The organism is Paenibacillus sp. FSL R7-0163 (assembly GCF_037969975.1).
Classification (GTDB): Bacteria; Bacillota; Bacilli; order Paenibacillales; family Paenibacillaceae; genus Paenibacillus_AQ; species Paenibacillus_AQ odorifer.
This window is the reverse complement of sequence record NZ_CP150224.1, coordinates 4010477-4026180: the sequence shown is the minus strand read 5'-3', so window position 1 is coordinate 4026180 and position 15704 is coordinate 4010477. Positions and strand designations below refer to the sequence as shown.

12 protein-coding genes are annotated in these 15704 nt (G+C 49.2%); 9 read left to right on the top strand and 3 right to left on the bottom strand.

Going from position 1 to position 15704, the window contains the following annotated elements; all coding sequences use genetic code 11:
- Positions 1 to 99: 99 nt before the first annotated feature.
- On the top strand, positions 100 to 1665 hold the full coding sequence (locus tag NST45_RS17975; protein WP_076140858.1) for a glycoside hydrolase family 43 protein: 1566 nt from the start codon (positions 100 to 102) through the stop codon (positions 1663 to 1665).
- Positions 1666 to 1684: 19 nt separating this feature from the next.
- The gene (locus NST45_RS17970) at positions 1685 to 3139 is read left to right on the top strand and encodes a glycoside hydrolase family 28 protein (RefSeq protein ID WP_038569644.1); all 1455 of its coding nucleotides are present in this window, start codon (positions 1685 to 1687) and stop codon (positions 3137 to 3139) included.
- Between the two features lie 6 nt (positions 3140 to 3145).
- On the opposite strand, the gene NST45_RS17965 is transcribed toward NST45_RS17970, so the two are convergent.
- A complete protein-coding gene (locus NST45_RS17965; RefSeq protein WP_076140860.1) occupies positions 3146 to 4027 on the bottom strand; it encodes an AraC family transcriptional regulator in 882 nt (293 codons plus the stop codon).
- 73 nt (positions 4028 to 4100) lie between these two features.
- Here NST45_RS17965 and NST45_RS17960 point away from each other — a divergent pair, with 73 nt between their 5' ends.
- Genes NST45_RS17960 through NST45_RS17950 form a run of 3 tightly spaced genes read left to right on the top strand, consistent with a single transcriptional unit; the run spans position 4101 to position 7206 of the window.
- On the top strand, positions 4101 to 4991 hold the full coding sequence (locus NST45_RS17960) for a pectinesterase family protein (RefSeq protein ID WP_036683998.1): 891 nt from the start codon (positions 4101 to 4103) through the stop codon (positions 4989 to 4991).
- A 17-nt stretch (positions 4992 to 5008) separates the two neighbouring features.
- Positions 5009 to 6031, top strand: coding sequence for an alpha/beta hydrolase family protein (locus tag NST45_RS17955; RefSeq protein ID WP_036683996.1), 1023 nt, complete (start codon positions 5009 to 5011; stop codon positions 6029 to 6031).
- A gap of 47 nt (positions 6032 to 6078) precedes the next feature.
- Positions 6079 to 7206 (top strand): glycoside hydrolase family 88 protein, encoded by a 1128-nt coding sequence (locus NST45_RS17950; protein ID WP_036683994.1) that lies wholly within the window; start codon positions 6079 to 6081, stop codon positions 7204 to 7206.
- Between the two features lie 67 nt (positions 7207 to 7273).
- Here the strand turns inward: NST45_RS17950 and NST45_RS17945 are convergent, their stop codons facing one another.
- Positions 7274 to 7594: a cupin domain-containing protein gene (locus NST45_RS17945; protein ID WP_036683993.1), complete on the bottom strand. Its 321-nt coding sequence runs from the start codon at positions 7592 to 7594 to the stop codon at positions 7274 to 7276.
- Between the two features lie 26 nt (positions 7595 to 7620).
- Entirely contained in the window at positions 7621 to 10161 is a 2541-nt protein-coding gene (locus NST45_RS17940) for a heparinase II/III family protein (protein WP_076140862.1), read from the bottom strand.
- A 236-nt stretch (positions 10162 to 10397) separates the two neighbouring features.
- Here NST45_RS17940 and NST45_RS17935 point away from each other — a divergent pair, with 236 nt between their 5' ends.
- The 4 genes from NST45_RS17935 to NST45_RS17920 all read left to right on the top strand — a co-directional run bounded on the left by NST45_RS17935 (position 10398) and on the right by NST45_RS17920 (position 15642).
- A complete protein-coding gene (locus tag NST45_RS17935; RefSeq protein ID WP_038569654.1) occupies positions 10398 to 11294 on the top strand; it encodes a sugar ABC transporter permease in 897 nt (298 codons plus the stop codon).
- An 87-nt stretch (positions 11295 to 11381) separates the two neighbouring features.
- Positions 11382 to 12203: a carbohydrate ABC transporter permease gene (locus NST45_RS17930; protein ID WP_232061512.1), complete on the top strand. Its 822-nt coding sequence runs from the start codon at positions 11382 to 11384 to the stop codon at positions 12201 to 12203.
- Between the two features lie 45 nt (positions 12204 to 12248).
- Positions 12249 to 14018, top strand: a complete 1770-nt coding sequence (locus NST45_RS17925) for a sensor histidine kinase (protein ID WP_076140864.1) — start codon at positions 12249 to 12251, stop codon at positions 14016 to 14018.
- Positions 13996 to 15642 carry a response regulator gene (locus NST45_RS17920; protein WP_076140866.1) on the top strand — a complete coding sequence of 549 codons (1647 nt, stop codon included), beginning with the start codon at positions 13996 to 13998 and terminating at the stop codon, positions 15640 to 15642. The genes NST45_RS17925 and NST45_RS17920 overlap by 23 nt, the downstream gene beginning before the upstream one ends.
- Positions 15643 to 15704 lie beyond the last annotated feature (62 nt).

The window sequence follows — 15704 nt, the reverse complement described above, 5'->3', positions numbered from 1 at the left end:
ATGAAGAAATAGAACATAGAAAATACAAGAAAGTTAAACTTATACGAACTATAATTGGTGGTGCTTACATTTGAATTGTTTTGAGGAGGATTACTTTTAATGAGAACATTCCGCAATCCAGTGCTGCCGGGATTTTATCCTGACCCTTCCGCTATCCGTGTTGGTGAAGATTATTATCTTGTGACTTCAAGCTTTGAATTTTTCCCAGGCGTTCCTATCTTCCACAGCAAGGATCTGGTCAATTGGCGCCAGCTTGGCCATGTACTGGACCGCCCGTCCCAGCTCAATCTGGATCACTCGATTCCCTCCATGGGCATTTGGGCACCGACGCTCCGCTATCATGAGGGAGTTTTCTATATGATTACTACTTTTATTGACAATGACAAGAACCAGCATAATTTCTATGTAACAACAACCGATCCGGCCGGAGACTGGTCTGACCCTGTATGGCTGGAGGATGCACCCGGTATTGACTCCTCTTTGTTCTTCGATGAAGACGGCAAGGTGTATTATACCGGCAACCGTGTTCCGCCGGAAGGGCAGGATTATCCGAAGCATATGGATATCTGGCTGCAGGAGATTGATCTCAGCCAAGGGAAGCTAATCGGTCCGAAGCATAGTATTTGGCAAGGCGCACTCAAGGTAGCTCATGCGCAAGAGGGACCGCATATTTATAAGATCGGCGCTTGGTATTACGTGCTGATTGCCGAGGGCGGAACCGGGCATACTCATGCGATTACGATTGCCAGAAGCAAGAGTGTGACAGGTCCTTATGAGGGCCATAAAGCCAATCCGATTCTGACGCATCGCCATCTTGGCAGAGCGTATCCTATTGTTAATGTGGGTCATGGAGAGCTAGTGGAGACTCAGCATGGTGACTGGTGGATGTTCTGCTTGGCTTCACGAACCAGCGGTGGTTATTACCGCAATCTGGGACGTGAAACCTTCCTGACACCGGTAATCTGGGAGAACGAATGGCCTGTGGTCAATCCCGGCAAAGGGGTGCTGGAATTTGAGACGGAGGCTCCGGATTTGCCGGAGACAAAATGGCCGGAATTGCCTGCGCGCGATGAGTTTATAGGTTATGAGCTGGCACCGATCTGGAATTTCCTGCGGACACCGCGGGGTGAATTCTGGAGTCTCACCGACAAGCCCGGAGTTCTGCGGCTTCGCCTGAAGCCAGAACGGCTCTCGGAGATTGCCAATCCATCTTATATCGGTAGACGCCAGCAGCATTTGAGCTTCAGGGCGGCGACTGATATGACGTTTAGTCCCGCTGCAGAAGGGGAAGTGGCTGGTCTTGTTCTCCTCCAAAATGCGGATCACCACTTCCGTTATGAACTGGGGCTGGAGGCAGGCGAACGTGTATTACAGCTGATTCATCGGATGGGGGGCAGCGAGCAGCTGCTGGCGTCAGTGCCATATCCACAGGATCAGGTACAGCTTAAGGTGGAAGCCAGAGGACAAGAGTACAGCTTCTATTACAGACCTTCTGAAGCCGCCAAGTGGACAGCCTTCTGCGAACGGACGGATGGCAGAGTGCTCAGCACCGATCTGGCCGGAGGGTTCACAGGAGCATACCTCGGGATGTACACAAGCTCTCAAGGTGCAAAGAGCGAAAGCTATGCTGATTTCGACTGGTTTAGCTATGAAGGACTTGAGTAATAGGAGGAGGTGAAATTCAATGAGCAGCAATCTTGTAACCAATACGTATCCGATTCCCGAGCTTCCCCAGATTCCCGAGCGGACTTTTACAATCACGGATTATGGGGCGGAAGAGGGTGGATTAACGCTATGTACCTCTGCTATTCAGGCTGCACTGGACGCCTGCGCTGCAGCGGGAGGCGGAAAGGTTGTTATTCCCGCTGGTATCTGGCGCACAGGACCTCTTACTTTGCATAGTCGAATTAATCTGTATGTAGACAAGGGAGCATTGGTGCAGTTTGATCCTGATCATACCTTGTATCCGCTACTTTCTTCCCATTATGAGGGGAATGCCGGCTGGCGCTGTCAGGCTCCGCTCGATGGAGAAGGCTTAAGCGATGTGGCAATAACCGGTGAGGGAATATTCGACGGCAGCGGTGAAGGCTGGCGTCCAGTGAAGCGGTTTAAGATGACCGAGAAGCAATGGGAGCGTTTGATCGAATCTGGAGGAGTACTTGATCCCCAGGGCGAAGTATGGTGGCCTTCCCGGGAAGCCATGGAAGGTGAGGACTTCTGCCGGAAGCTGTGGGACAAGGGAGAAACTAGTATGGAGGCTTATCTGCCTGCTCGTACGTATCTGCGTCCGACGTTACTTAGCCTGCGCAACTGCCGGCGGGTGCTGCTGGAAGGGCCGACCTTCCAGAATTCACCTGCTTGGTGTCTTCATCCCATTGGTTGCGAACAGATTACCGTACGAAATGTTCAGGTACGTAATCCTTGGTATTCGCAGAACGGGGATGGCCTTGATTTGGAATCCTGCACGCATGCTCTAGTTGAGCACAGCAGCTTTGATGTGGGTGATGACGCCATCTGTCTCAAGTCAGGCAAGGATGAGGAAGGCCGTAAGTGGGGAATGCCCTGCCAGTATATTACCATCCGGAATTGCACGGTATATCATGGACATGGAGGCGTTGTGATCGGCAGCGAGATGTCCGGAGGTGTACATGCAGTTCGAGTTAGTGACTGCCTGTTCATCGGCACGGACATCGGCCTGCGGTTCAAAAGCACCCGGGGAAGAGGCGGTGTGGTGGAGGATATTGTAATGGAGAATATCAACATGACCGGCATCATCCACGAGGCTGTATCCTTTCATATGTTCTATGCAGGGGTTGAAGGATCGGAAGGGTATGACGAGCAGTTATTTTCGGTTACAGAGGAAACTCCGCAATTTCGGAAGATTACCCTGAAGAACATTGTGTGCCATGGTGCGGCAACCGCTCTACTGGTTAACGGGCTGCCGGAGATGCCGCTTGCTGATCTAACCATTGAAAAATTCCACGCAGTGAGTGACCGGGGAATTGTGCTGCGGCATGCTACGGGGCTTAAGCTGGATCGTATCCGGTTGCAGACTTCGGAAATGCCGAAGATAACAGCGCATAGATGCAGCCACGTCACGCTCACTAATTCCGAAGATTTGACGATCACAGAGAGATAAAAAATTCTATGGATGATGGAAATCCGTCTTGAACTTCCGTGGGTGTGACCTTGCTTCTTTTCGGTATTGGAGCGGGGTCAGACCGGTTGATTTTTTGAATGTTTTATTGAAATGGGAAAGATGTTCAAATCCGACAGCGGAGGCGATCTCCTGGATTTTGCCTGTAGATCCGACAAGCAGGCGTTCGGCTTCCCTTACGCGGACATGAACGATGTATTCCCGAAAGTGAAAACCCGTCAATCGGTGAAATACCCGGCTCAAGTATGAAGGACTAATGTAAAAATTACTTGCAGTCTCTTCCAGAGTAAGGGCCTCACGGTAGTGATCGCGGATATAGGTGGCTACATCAGTTACTAGATGATGGAGCGGATGTTTCGTCCCTCCAGCTTGTGAGATACTCTCTGAACGCTGAAGGAGAATCATCAGCTCGGAGAATAAAGCGATTACGCTGGTTTCGTAATACGGCCGCTGCAACCGGCATTCTTCCAGCATCCGGTTCATTAGGATTTCCGCTTCGTCCTGCTCGCGCAGGGTCAGCTTGAACAAGCGGTACCCGCGGTCATGAAACCAGATGGCTTCACTCTGCAGGGAAGGCGGTAGAAGAGCAGGATCATAGTTGATCAGAATCCGCTCGAACTCGGCTACTTCCGAGCTTGCTGTGGAATGAAGCTCCCGGCCGGAGATAAGAATAAGCTCACCCTTATGAACCGTAATGACTCGGTCGTCCACAAAGTATACCCGCTCCCCTTGTATCAGATAGTACAGCTCGGCTAAGTTATGGCTGTGGGGACGTGGCATAGCAGTGATGCCTTTACGTTTCATATGTTGGATGCTGTAGCGGTCTTCTTCAATATGATATTTGTGATTGGGGCTAGTCAGGCTAGTCATAATTCTCCTCTTCTCTTACGAAGCGTTACGGTTATTATAGAATAAACTCAGGTTGATAGGAAAGGAGCCGCAGATGTTAATTACAGTCTCTAAGAGTGTCGACGAAGGATTCAGTAGTCTACAGGCAGCGTTGGATTCAATTCCACAGGAACACAAGGAAGAAGTGACGATTCGTATCAAACCCGGCATTTACGAGGAAAAAATTACAGTGAAACAGGGAACGCCTCCGGTTCTGCTATTGGGGGAAGACACGAATTCCACCATCATTACCTGGTCAGACAACGCCCATACTTTAGGTCCGGACGGAGAGCCGCTTGGCACGTTCAAATCCGGCACCTTGAATGTATTCGCTGAGCATTTCACGGCTGAAAATCTGACCATTCGAAATGCATCAGGTCCCGGCACTGGCCAGGCGGTGGCTGCTTTTGTTGATGCTGGTCATGCTGTATTCCGGCGTGTACGCCTGCTGGGTGATCAGGATACTTTGTATACAGGGCAAGGGAAGCAATATTATAACGAATGCTACATTGAAGGCGATGTGGATTATATTTTTGGCGCGGCTACGGCTTTGTTTGAACGTTGCCGGCTGCATAACAAACGTTCCAGAGGATATATTACAGCCGCATCAACGCCTGAAGACGCATCGTTTGGTTATGTATTCCTCGATTGTGAAATTACTGGCGGTCAAGGTGTAAGTGAAGTGTATCTTGGCAGACCTTGGCGCCCTTATGCACATGTTGCTTTTATCCGCACGGTCATGGACAGTTCGATTATCGGCGAAGGCTGGCATAATTGGGGGCAGCCGGACAGGGAGGAAACTAGCCGCTATGAAGAATATGGCAGCAGTGGACCGGGAGCTAATCCCGAAGCCAGAGCTGCATGGTCGCGGCAGCTGATTCCACAGGAAGCTGCGGAGTATAGGGTGCTGTCCGTGCTTGATGGCTGGCATCCTGAAGGATATTAAGGGAAGGAGCACTTCGGATGGAGCCTCTGGAACAATACATGAAAGAACTATCTGGTTCAGCTCAACGCAACTCGGCTTTCAGCAAAGATATACCCTTTCAGCAATGGCGCGATGAGCTTACCGCAGCATTTACGGAGCGATTAGGTGGCTTTCCAGAAATAGCTGAGGAGCTGCAACCGGTTCTGCTGGAACGTACAGTCTGCTCCGGGTATACCCGTGAACGTATAGAGATAACTACCTATGAAGGGTTGCGCATGCCGCTGTATCTTTTGATCCCGGATCAGCCGTTCTCTACCCCTGCCCCTGCCGTTCTTGCCATTCATGGACATGGCTATGGAAGCCGGGAGATCGTAGGCTTGAATCCGGACGGATCGGATCGGCAGGGAGATCCCGGGCTGCACAAGGACTTCGCTGTTTCACTGGTAAAACAGGGTTTTGTAGTGGCGGCTCCGGAGCTGTTCGGCTTTGGCGACAGACGACTGGAAGAAGACCTAACAAGCGGGGAGCCTGGACGTAATTCCTGCTTCCGCCTGTCATCAGCATTGTTGATGGTTGGGAAGACGATGGCCGGCTACCGTATCTACGAAACCATGCGGGCACTGGATTATTTGCAGACAAGAAAAGAGGTTGAGAGCGAACGGATTGGAATTATGGGTATTTCCGGTGGAGGACTGGTAGCTGGCTTCACAGCTGCACTTGACGAACGAATCGCTTGTGCGGTCGTAAGCGGGTATGCCAATACTTTCGTGGACAGTATTCTGACACGCAATCATTGCCTTGACAATTATATTCCAGGGATTTTGCTGGAAGCGGAGATGCCTGATCTACTGGGCCTCATTGCCCCACGTGGCCTGTTCCTCGAATCGGGAGATGCCGATCATCTGTTTGGCCCGCGCGGAACAAAATCTGCTTTAACCCAGTTGCAGACGATTTACAGGTCGGCGAATCATATCGGACAGGTAGAAGCGGACTTCTTCACCGGAGGTCATGAGATTCATGGTGAACCAGCCTTTGCCTGGCTGCGCAAGCAGCTCACCTGAGCATAAGATTAGACTTCATATGGATGACAAACGAAGGAGGAATAAGGATGTCTATAACTGAAGCAACAACCGTTCGCTTGTCCAGTAAAATTGCGAATACGATTCTTGGAGGGTGCAACAAGCAGGGAGAGCATGAATATGTGCTGGAAAGATGGGCGTATGTTCCGGGCATGTTGCTGATGGCAATGGCCCGGGCGGGTGTTCAGCTCGACCAGCCTGAGTATATCTCCTTTATGGAGCGGCATATGGACACATTTATTGGAGAAGATGGTTCCATCCGTACCTACAGGCTGGAAGAATATAATCTGGACCAGATTAACGAGGGGAAAAACCTGTTCCTGCTATACCAGAAAACCGGAGAAAAACGGTATGCTGAAGCAGCCCATTTGCTGGCCGCACAGCTTATTGGACATCCCCGCACCTCCGAAGGGGGATTCTGGCATAAGAAGGTATACCCTTTCCAGATGTGGCTGGACGGGCTGTACATGGCATCGCCATTCCTAGCGGAATACGGCAAGGTCTTTCAACGACCTGAACTGATTGACGAAGCGGCGCATCAGCTGCTGCTGGTCGAGCGACGGACCCGCGATCCACGGACCGGCCTGCTCTATCATGGCTGGGATGAGTCCAAAGAGCAAGAATGGGCTGACTCGTCTACCGGATTGTCCTCTCATTTCTGGAGCCGGGCGATGGGTTGGTATGCGATGGCTGTGGTTGATTGCCTGGAGCATTTTCCGCTCACTCATCCGCAGCGGGGGACGATCATTGGCATTTTCCAGCGGATGTGCGGCGCGCTTCTGGAGGTTCAAGACAAGGAGACTGGCCTCTGGTACCAGGTGTTAGATCAAGCGGGGAGAAAAGGCAATTATCTTGAAGCTTCCGGCTCGTGCATGTTTGTTTATGCGATGGCTAAGGGACTAAGATTAGGTTATCTGGAACCCTCTTTTATAGAGGCGATGTTGCAAGGATATGAAGGCATTCTGACGCATTTGACTGAAGAGGATGAACAAGGTGTTCACTTGCACCAGATTTGTCATGGAGCGGGTCTGAGCAAAGACCGTAATGGCTCATACGATTACTATATCTCTGAGGACGTACTGTCGGATGTGCCTATGGGCGTCGCTCCATTGTTATTAGCATCACTTGAAGTGGAACGGTACCAAGCTGAAAAATAACAGAAGCCCAATCATTCCCTAAGAAATGGAATGATTGGGCCTTTTTTTGCTGCCAGATATATATTTATTAGCGTTTCAGCAGATCCTCGCGGATTGGTGTAAAGACATCGAGCAGCGCGGAGTCTGCTTCCAATGCGGTTACACCGTGCTTTGCATCTGGCGGTATGGCAATACTTTGCCCCGCGGTTACCTTATGCTTCTCGCCGTCAATACGAAATTCAAAGCTTCCACGCAGACAGTAGCTCATCTGCTCGTGAGGATGGCTATGCTCATAGCCCTCGGCTCCCTTTTCGAAATGAACCTCCATCATCATCAGACTGGCTGCAGCATTCAAGATACAGCGTTTAACTCCCGGTTCTGCTGGTTCCCATACTCCAAGATTGCTCATGTTCTAATCTTCCTCCTTCTATATAGTTATCGGGGCATGGCGATATGAATTTTGCCTGCCTCAATTCTTAATTGGGTTGGTTCAGGTTGCCCGGACGTTGACTCAGGTTCTCCGAGAAGCCTAAGCGGTCCGAGACCCGGAATAGTAACAAGGCGTTCCTCCTTGGTGCCGTTGATGGCGGCGATAAACCATTTTCCATCCGTACGGGATATCCTGTACAAGCGTACTCCTTCGACAGCCTCTTCATAATCAAGCTGTTCAAGCTGTAGTGAAGGAGCATCTTCTGTCCGGGGATGAAGCAGAATGACGTAGTCGCTTGTACCACCATAAACACGGAAATGTTGCTGCTCTGCCAGCGGATAATTCCCGGCTACAGCGCCTTCTCCCATTGTAATCACTGGAAGTTCTGGCTCGGCGATATAAGCGCTTAGGTGCTTGCCGTTCAGGCAAGCTGCATCAATGGATTGCTCCATGATACTTGCATCAGTACTGAGTGTATGCAGATTCCAGACGCTGTTCGATGCTCCCTCGATTCGATCCCATATCAAGTAGACGTTAAAGCCTGCTTTAATGAATAAGAAATTCCGCTCATATTCCCTGGCGTTAGCATCTGGAATAAGACTGCTGGCATGATCTAACTCTTCTGAGAAGCGTACTTCCTTGCAAGTGCTTTGCAGTGGGCCATTGGCAAAATTTCCGAATGAATCGGTAAATTGGACAACATTATGAGCTGCGCTGGATACATACCAATGCCGATCCCCGTTATAATAACCTCCCGTTCCAGAATCAAGGGTTACTGGAACACCATCTGCCCAGATGGAGAAGTGCCCTTCATCGTGATGAGCGTGATAAGTCAGCGGTGAAGCCTCGTAGATTGCATAATGCTGAAGGTTCTGTTCTCCGTTGCGGAAGATGACATAACCGATATCGGGATAATGTACGGAGTCGAGTGCAGGCCTTTGTTCTGCTAAATCGGGCTGTGGATATAACAGCGCGACCAGAGGCAGAGGAAATGCGCCACTATCCTCAATCGGTTCTCCGCCGTGCTTCCACGTCCAGAGCATTTCCCCGGCAAGCTGGGGGTCTTCGTCCATATAGAATGGGGCAGCGTATCCAAGCAGGCGAAACCATTGTTCCTGCACATTGGCATCGCCGACCGCTGGTGTAAGCAGGATGGGGGAGCCAGAAGAGCCTCCTTGAATAATATCGGGTACAGTCACTGTGCCGATTAGGAAACGGTACATGCCCTTAACCTTTTCATGCTTGAAATAATCAATGCCCTTCAAACGCTTTAATAGGACGAAGAAGAGAAAATAGCGATGCAATACTGCGCCATGGTAGCGAATATTTTCTGGCCATGCGCCGTCTGAATCCACCACTTCTGCCAGCTGCCAGTTGATGACAGAGAGGGCATGATCAAGATATGCCTCACTTTGTTTTTCATTGGGAAAGAGGAGGGCATATACACCCAGTCCGGTTGCCCGGTCGGCATTCCAATTACTGCGTTTTCCTCCCTTTTCATCTGGGAAGGTCTCCAGATCAAACCGGTAGTAGTGGGTATCCATCATCATGTCTGCGATATACCGGAAATGAGCGAGAAGTTCGGTTTCTTCTCCAGTGAGGAATACACTGCTGCCAGCAATCTGATCGTAGATTACCGAAGCAGCAGCGAGCCCCCTCCCGATATGCACCGCGCCGTAAGTATCATCGTCATGCCAGCCGTCTCTACGGAAAATATCCATGCCTACCCGCATATCGGCAAGCATGTACTGGAGCTTTTGCTTGGCTCGAACCGCAAATTCACTTTCACCCGTGATCATATACATATTGGCGTCCGTTCCCGTAGCCTCCAGCAGGTAGGCCCAATTGGTAAGCGTCGGCCGATTAAAAAGCGGGGAGAGCTGCTCGGTTCCCAACGGCTGCCCCGCAGCATTTAGAAAATGGACCCCGATGCAGATTCCTTCGTCTAGAGGAGCTTCCAGACTGAGTGCTGTCTGCATGCTGTAATGATCACCTTCGTATACAGGTATGGTCTCTCCATAATGAAGGATTGTCAATCCCTTCACTTCCTCATTACTGATGCAGATACATTGCAAATCGTCTGCCAGAGTGGCGCCAGATGGAGTCACACCAGATGGCTGAAGACCCTGCTGCCAGCTGGCCAATTTCTCTAGATATACTTTGCTTCCGTTTTCTCGGTCCTGACTCCACCCCAGCATCCCAGATTCTAGACCGCCATTCGCTAGTTCAACCGGCAAGCCAAGCTGCGAATGAGTCAGACGCAAGCCCCCGATGCGTGCCGTGCCCTTTCCCCGAATCTGTACAGAAAGCTTCAGGAAGGCCGTACTGGGAGGGGTTTTAAAAACAAAGGGTTCTACCCGGAACACGCCGAGTTTATGGAGTGGCGCAGCAGCTTCTCGGCTGGCAAATTGTTCAGATAGCTGCCGTTGTCTTTCGTACTCTTGCCGGACCTTGGGAAGCTGTTCGATTCTAAGGCGTATGCCCTCCAGCTCTCCTTCCGTATAACACCCGAAGGGGCGTGTACCGCCACCATATGCTGAAATCATCGGTAGTTCTAACCTCCTTGTAAAGTTGTCATATTTCGTGGGTGAGCTTTCTCTTAATTAGTATAAACGTGGCTTTACGAAGGGCGGGATAGATAAACAAATGAAGGAAAGGGGACAAAGCAACTGAAAAAGTGAAATTCTCCCCCAAGCGCAGTCGCTTTCTCCCTAACCGTTACGAACGGATAGAATTATCATTAAGGACATAAGCTTAGTCCAATGGACAGGAGGAACAATAAATGAATTTATCAAAACGTCAAATTAACGCCTGGACCTTCGTTGCTCCCAGTTTGATTCTGACGCTGGTTTTTGGAGTATATCCGATCTTTTGGGCTCTGAAGTACATGTTCTATGATTACCAGGGCTTCGGCGAACCCCTGTTTATCGGACTGGAGAATTTCGAGCGCTTATTAAGGGATCAGGAATTCTGGAAGTCAGTGGTCAACACCTTTATCTACGCTGGAGGCAAGCTGCTCATCACCTTGCCATTATCATTTTTACTGGCGGTTGTCCTTAACCGTGCTTTGAAAGGGCGGCAGCTGCTAAGAGCGATTTACTTTATGCCGACCGTAATCAGTGCTTCGGTTATGGCCATCGTATTCTACGTTATCTTTAATTCATACAATGGGATGGTTAACCAGCTATTGGTCGGCTCTGGAATTATTTCCGCTCCGATAGATTGGCTAGGGCCGAAATATGCCTTACTAACAGCTATTATGATTGCGATATGGGGGGCTATCGGTAACTATATGCTGCTCTTTATCGCTGGTTTACAGAACATTCCTGAGGATCTCTATGAGGCGGCATCTATAGATGGAGCTGGACCCTTCAGAAAAATGTGGAACATCACCGTTCCCATGCTCGGACCTGTATTGCAAATGATCATTATGCTCGCTATTACCGCCTCCCTAAAAGGCTATGAGAGTATTATGGTGCTTACCGAAGGCGGTCCTTATGGCAAGACGGAAGTTATGTACCTGTACCTGTATAAGCTGTTCTTCCCTGTATCCAGTGGAGGTACAAGCATTCAGCAATTTGGCTACGGTAGTGCGGTTGGTTTTGCCACAGCAGTTATTGTAGGTCTGATTACCTTAGTCTACTTTTATGTATCTAAAAAGCTAAATGATATCTATTAAAAGAGAGGAGAATGAACAGTGAGTACATTACATGCGGAGACGAAGAATACTTCGGTCCAGCCTGTCCGATCCTTCAAGACCCGAGCGGTGCTGTCCCGGACCTTGCTGTGGATTTTTCTACTTATAGTGGCGGCTTTTGCGTTGTTTCCGATTATTCTGGCTTTTTTCGGATCCCTTAAGACCAATCTGGAGTTGACGACGGGAACCACCTTGCTGCCTAAGTCATGGCAGATTGGAAACTACGCGCAGGCTTGGAATTCGGCTAACTTTGCCCGCTTTACATGGAACAGTGTGTTTATCAGTATCTTTACCACCTTAGGCACTCTATTAATTGGAACGATGGCCGCATATGCGGTAGCGAGAGTCGATTTTTACGGGAAACGTATATATGTTGTAATTCAGTCCTGCACGCTATTCATCTCGATCGGTGCTGTGGTGCTTCGGCCGCAATTTGACCTTATGGTAGCGCTTAATCTACAGAAATCGTTATGGGGAGTCATTATTATTCTGATTAGTGCGCATGCTACGGCATTTTTTATGTTGATTGGTTTTGTACGAGCGATTCCGAAGGATCTGGATGAGGCTGCTTTTATTGACGGCTGTAATTTCTATAGCGTATACTTTCGAGTTATCTTACCGCTTCTGACGCCCGCCCTTGGAGTCACGGCGCTCTGGACCTTCCGCGGAGCATGGAACGAATATATTCTGCCGCTGGTTTTTACCATGACTCAGCCCAAATTACAGACACTCACCGTAGGATTGGCGGGGCTAAAATATGGTATCGGCGATGCGGCGCAACCTCAATTGATGCTCGCGGGTGCATGTCTGTCCATGTTGCCAATGATTGTTGTCTATATCTTCGCTAATAAATCGTTCATGCAGATGACAGCTGGCTCTGTAAAGGGCTAGATTCGGGGCGGGCTTCGGACAGCTATTCAAGAAGGATGTGAATACATGCTGAAGGCCTGGGTTTATCGTACCTCTTTGAAGAAAAGAATATGGCTGTCTTTTACCGCACTGACGGTATTCTGTATTTCTGTCACTGGTTTATTGGCTTACTCCATTGCTTCTCGGGCGATGGAGCGTAACTCTGTCGAGTTAAATCAAAATGTGCTGAATCAGTCAATCAATGTCCTAGACCAGAAGTTAAAGCAAATCATTGTGGCTTCCTCCACGATGATGTTGAGCGAAGCTTATCAGCAGACCATCCGGGATATTAAAGCTCATAATATGGAACGTTTTTTTGCCAATTTTTCTATGCTGCAAGCGCCCTTCACGCAGGTAGAGTTGACGGAAAACTCTATTGAATCTATCTTGATCAGTACGCCGGACGGGGATTTCTACTCTACCAGCAATCAGCGCAGAACCTTGACCCCATTTCTAGAATCTTCGCTGTACCAACGGGTTAAGGAGAAACCTGAATCCAATTGGGTGGAGAGCCATCGGGACGAGCTATTTGCCGGGAAACATCATGTTATTTCCCTAGTCTTGCAGCCGCTTACAGACAATTATGTCCCTGATCTATTTTTGATCGTTAATGTAAAAGAGGACATTCTTGAAGATACTGTAAGTGGAGGCGGGAGCCTTGGCTCCGCGCGTTTTTTACTGATCAATAAAGAGGGAACAAGCGTCTTCGGAGACGGGGAACGCCCGGAATGGTCTCGGGACTCTGTGTTTTTAGACAAACTGAGGGAGGCGGACCGGGGTAATTTTGAATATTCCGCTGGTGACGGGACAATGCTGCTCAGCTATGCCAGTTCAGGGTATGCAAAAGACTGGGTGTTGGTCAGCTACCTGTCCAAAAAGGAACTGCTGCAACCTGTTCGGAGTATTCAATGGCTGGTGTTGATGATCATGGCGGCATGTATCGTCATCGCGCTTTTTCTTGCAAGGTATCTGTCCGCTTTGCTACTGGGACCGCTGCTGAAACTGCAACGGACGATGTCTCGTGTAGAGCAGGAGGATCTCAGTGCTCGCTTCCAGAGTCCTTTCCAGGATGAGATTGGGGAGGCAGGACGCAAATTTAACCAGATGTTAGACCGGATCGGCGAGTTGATTGTTGAAGTCAAGGATACAGAAAAAGAAAAGAGAAAAGCGGAGATCAAGGCGCTTCAGGCGCAGATCGAGCCTCATTTTTTATATAACACATTAAACACGATTTTCTGGAAATGTGAGATGGATGAATATGAGGACGTGAAACAGATGGTCATTTCGCTGTCTGCGCTGTTTCAGCTGGGACTGAACAACGGGTATGAAATTACGACCTTAGGCAAGGAACTGGAACATGTCCGCCAGTATCTAAACCTTCAGCAGCAATGTTATGAAGGGTTGTTTGACTATACAATTGATGCCGGAGTGGAACTGCTGGAGCTTCCTGTGTTGAAAATTATTATTCAGCCCTTGGTAGAGAACTCTATCCTGCACGGTCTTAAGGAATTAAGGGGAGGGGGAGTGATCCGGATCTCTGTAGAAGTAGCCAAAAACACACTGCTCATCCGGGTTACCGATAACGGAACCGGCATGAATGCGGAGAAACTCAATGCCTGGCTGAAGGAGCCGAACGGCAGTGGAGGGTACGCTCTGTCTAATATATGTAGCCGACTGCAGCTGTACTACGGCAAAGAAGCCGGATTGGTCTTTCGAAGCAGTCCGCGTGTTGAAACCGAAGCTGTTCTATCCATTCCTGTGGAAGGGGGAATAAATCCTGAGCGCCCATTCAATTAAAATATGTATTGTTGATGATATTCCTGCAGTGGTCCGCGGATTGTCGCAGCGGATTCCTTGGGAGGAACATGGGATTGTGATCGCGGCCACCGCGGCAGACGGGGAAGAAGGTCTGGAGCAGATCCGCAAGCATCGTCCTGACATCGTATTGACGGATATCCGAATGCCTTTTAAGGATGGTTTAGAGATGATGCGAAGCCTTCAAGCGGAGCAGCCAGGCATCAAACTGATTTTTTTGACGGGTTATTCTGATTTCACTTATGCCCAGGAAGCTGTTAAGCTGGGTGCCTTTGATCTGATTGTAAAACCGTACACCAAGGTTCAAGTGCTTGAATCCGTGTTGAAGGCCAAGGAAGTGTTGGAACGGGAACGCAGTCAAGCTGAGCAGATGATGGGCATGGAACAAAAGCTGCGCGAGAGCTTACCCTATTTGCGTCAGGAATATATGCGTCTGCTCATCCGTTACGGAACTAGACAGCAGCATTTGAGCCAGCAGTGGGATTTTTACAATATCGAGATGAATAACCATAACTTTTGCGTGATGGTAGCGGAAGTGGATTTTTTTGTGGAACGTACATCAGAACTTACGGTTTCCGAGGTGGAGTTAATCCGCTTTGCCGTACAGAATATTTTGGAAAATACAATATCTGAATACACTCGGGGCATTGTGTTCCGGGAAAATGTGAATCAATTCGTTATTGTGATGAACCCTCTGGCGGAGCCGAATATGGAGCAACTTGCAGAGAAATGCCGGGAAAATGTACATCGGTATACGTACCAGACGGTGTCCATTGGACTGGGTGGAGAGGTAGAAGAGGTAGGGCAGCTTTCTGCTTCTTATGCGCAGGCACTGTCTGCACTTGCGAACACCTTTCTAAATGGTGGGAACAGCGTGTACACCTATGTTGAAGATGCAGTCGTGAATGCCGCGCTACCCAGATACTCATATGACAAGGAGAAAGAATTGCTTTATTGTCTGCGTTCGGCAAATTTGTCCAAAGCAGAGGAGCAGCTGGATAACATTTGGCATGATTGGATTACTGCACCGGCAACGCCTAACCCGTCCATCGTTAAGACACTCTGTCTTGAACTGGCTCATTCTATCCATCGGATTTTTTCGGAAAAAGCAACAGATTCGGAAGTTAAAACTCTGGAAAACAAACTTGCAGACATGAGCAGTGCAGTTTCATTTGAAGATCTTAGCCGCCAGATTCGGGAATTTTGCCGTTTGGGCTGTACGTATTTGCAACAACGCCAATGCAGCGACGCGCGTATGCTTGTGGATCGGGCCATCACTCATATCAATGGCAATCTGCATCGAAATCTATCCGTCGCCGACTGTGCACGGGAGGTGCATCTTAGTCCTAGCTACTTCTCCAATCTTTTTAAAAAGGAGACGGGGATGACACTCGCCCAATATATTATCGGGAGACGAATGGACAAAGCCAAGGAGCTAGTGCTGGAAGGCATACAGGTTCAGGATATTGCCATCTCTTTGGGCTATGAGGATCGTCCCTATTTTACAGAGCAGTTCAAAAAATATACCGGAATGACGCCGACTGACTTTCGTGCAAAATATACCTTACCCAAAGTGGAGGGAAACAGTGATTTCGTCTCCCATTGACAGTTGTTTTCTCCTTCACTGATAAAAGGGCAGTGGAATTATAATTTTCTTAAGAAATGAAT